This window comes from Candidatus Nealsonbacteria bacterium, assembly GCA_019923625.1.
In the GTDB taxonomy this organism is placed as follows: domain Bacteria; phylum Patescibacteriota; class Minisyncoccia; order Minisyncoccales; family RBG-13-42-11; genus JAHXGN01.
Window position 1 is genome coordinate 1 of sequence record JAHXGN010000031.1, and the last position, 819, is coordinate 819.

Sequence of the window (819 nt, forward strand, 5' to 3'; positions counted from 1 at the left end):
CGAAGAAAATTTGGGAAAGCGAAGTGCAACGAGCTTTCCGTATAGTCGCTGTTAAGTGAGGTGAGCGACCAACGGGAGCGAAAGTGCAACGTCCCGACGACTGAAAGGAGGAGAGTTGCGGAGGGGTCGCCGTCTATTATTTAGTTGCAAAAACATTTATCCAAATATTGTCTTTCTTTTTATCAATGATAACTTTCAGAATTTTGAAATTACAAGACTCAATCAGATTTTTGAGTTCATCTTCAGTATAGAAGGCAAAAAATTTTGTTCGTCCTTTGTATTCCTCTTTTTGAACAAACTTTTCTTCTGTTCCAGCTTTTACAGAAATATAAATAAGTCCGGCAGGTTTGAGTATTTTTTTAAATCCAAGCAAAGTATTTTTCGCATCTTCTTTTGGAATATGTAAAAATGAAGCACAAGCCCAAATGCCATCAAAAGTATTTTCTGGAAAATCTAAGTTTCTCATATCCATTTGGATAAATTTGGCATTTGGCACATTTTGGGAAGCCATTTTTACGAAATTGGAAGTTAAGTCAATTCCTGTAACTTCCAAATCATGTTCAGAAAAATACTTTGCGTCCCTGCCTGGACCACAACCAATATCCAAAATTTTTTGCCCTTTCAAATTTTGAATAAAAAAATCTGCAATATTTTTAATCTCATTTATATCAAAATGAGTCTTGTAATAATCTTCTGCAAGTTCCTCATAAGTCTTGATTGTTTTTGCGACTACATTATTTTTGTCTGTCATAAATATTGATTATTTGAAGAAAGTTATAAATGTTTCTTAAGGGCGACCCCGTAGCAATTTCACTTAAC

1 protein-coding gene is annotated in these 819 nt (G+C 34.2%); it reads right to left on the bottom strand.

Annotation, left to right across the window (positions count from 1 at the left end):
- Positions 1-136: 136 nt before the first annotated feature.
- Positions 137-751: a methyltransferase domain-containing protein gene (locus KY055_02845; GenBank protein ID MBZ1345537.1), complete on the bottom strand. Its 615-nt coding sequence runs from the start codon at positions 749-751 to the stop codon at positions 137-139.
- Positions 752-819: the final 68 nt, after the last annotated feature.

Coding starts and splice junctions, on each gene's coding strand:
- KY055_02845 (MBZ1345537.1), bottom strand. CDS start 751: ATGACAGACAAAAATAATGTAGTCGCAAAAACAATCAAGACTTATGAG.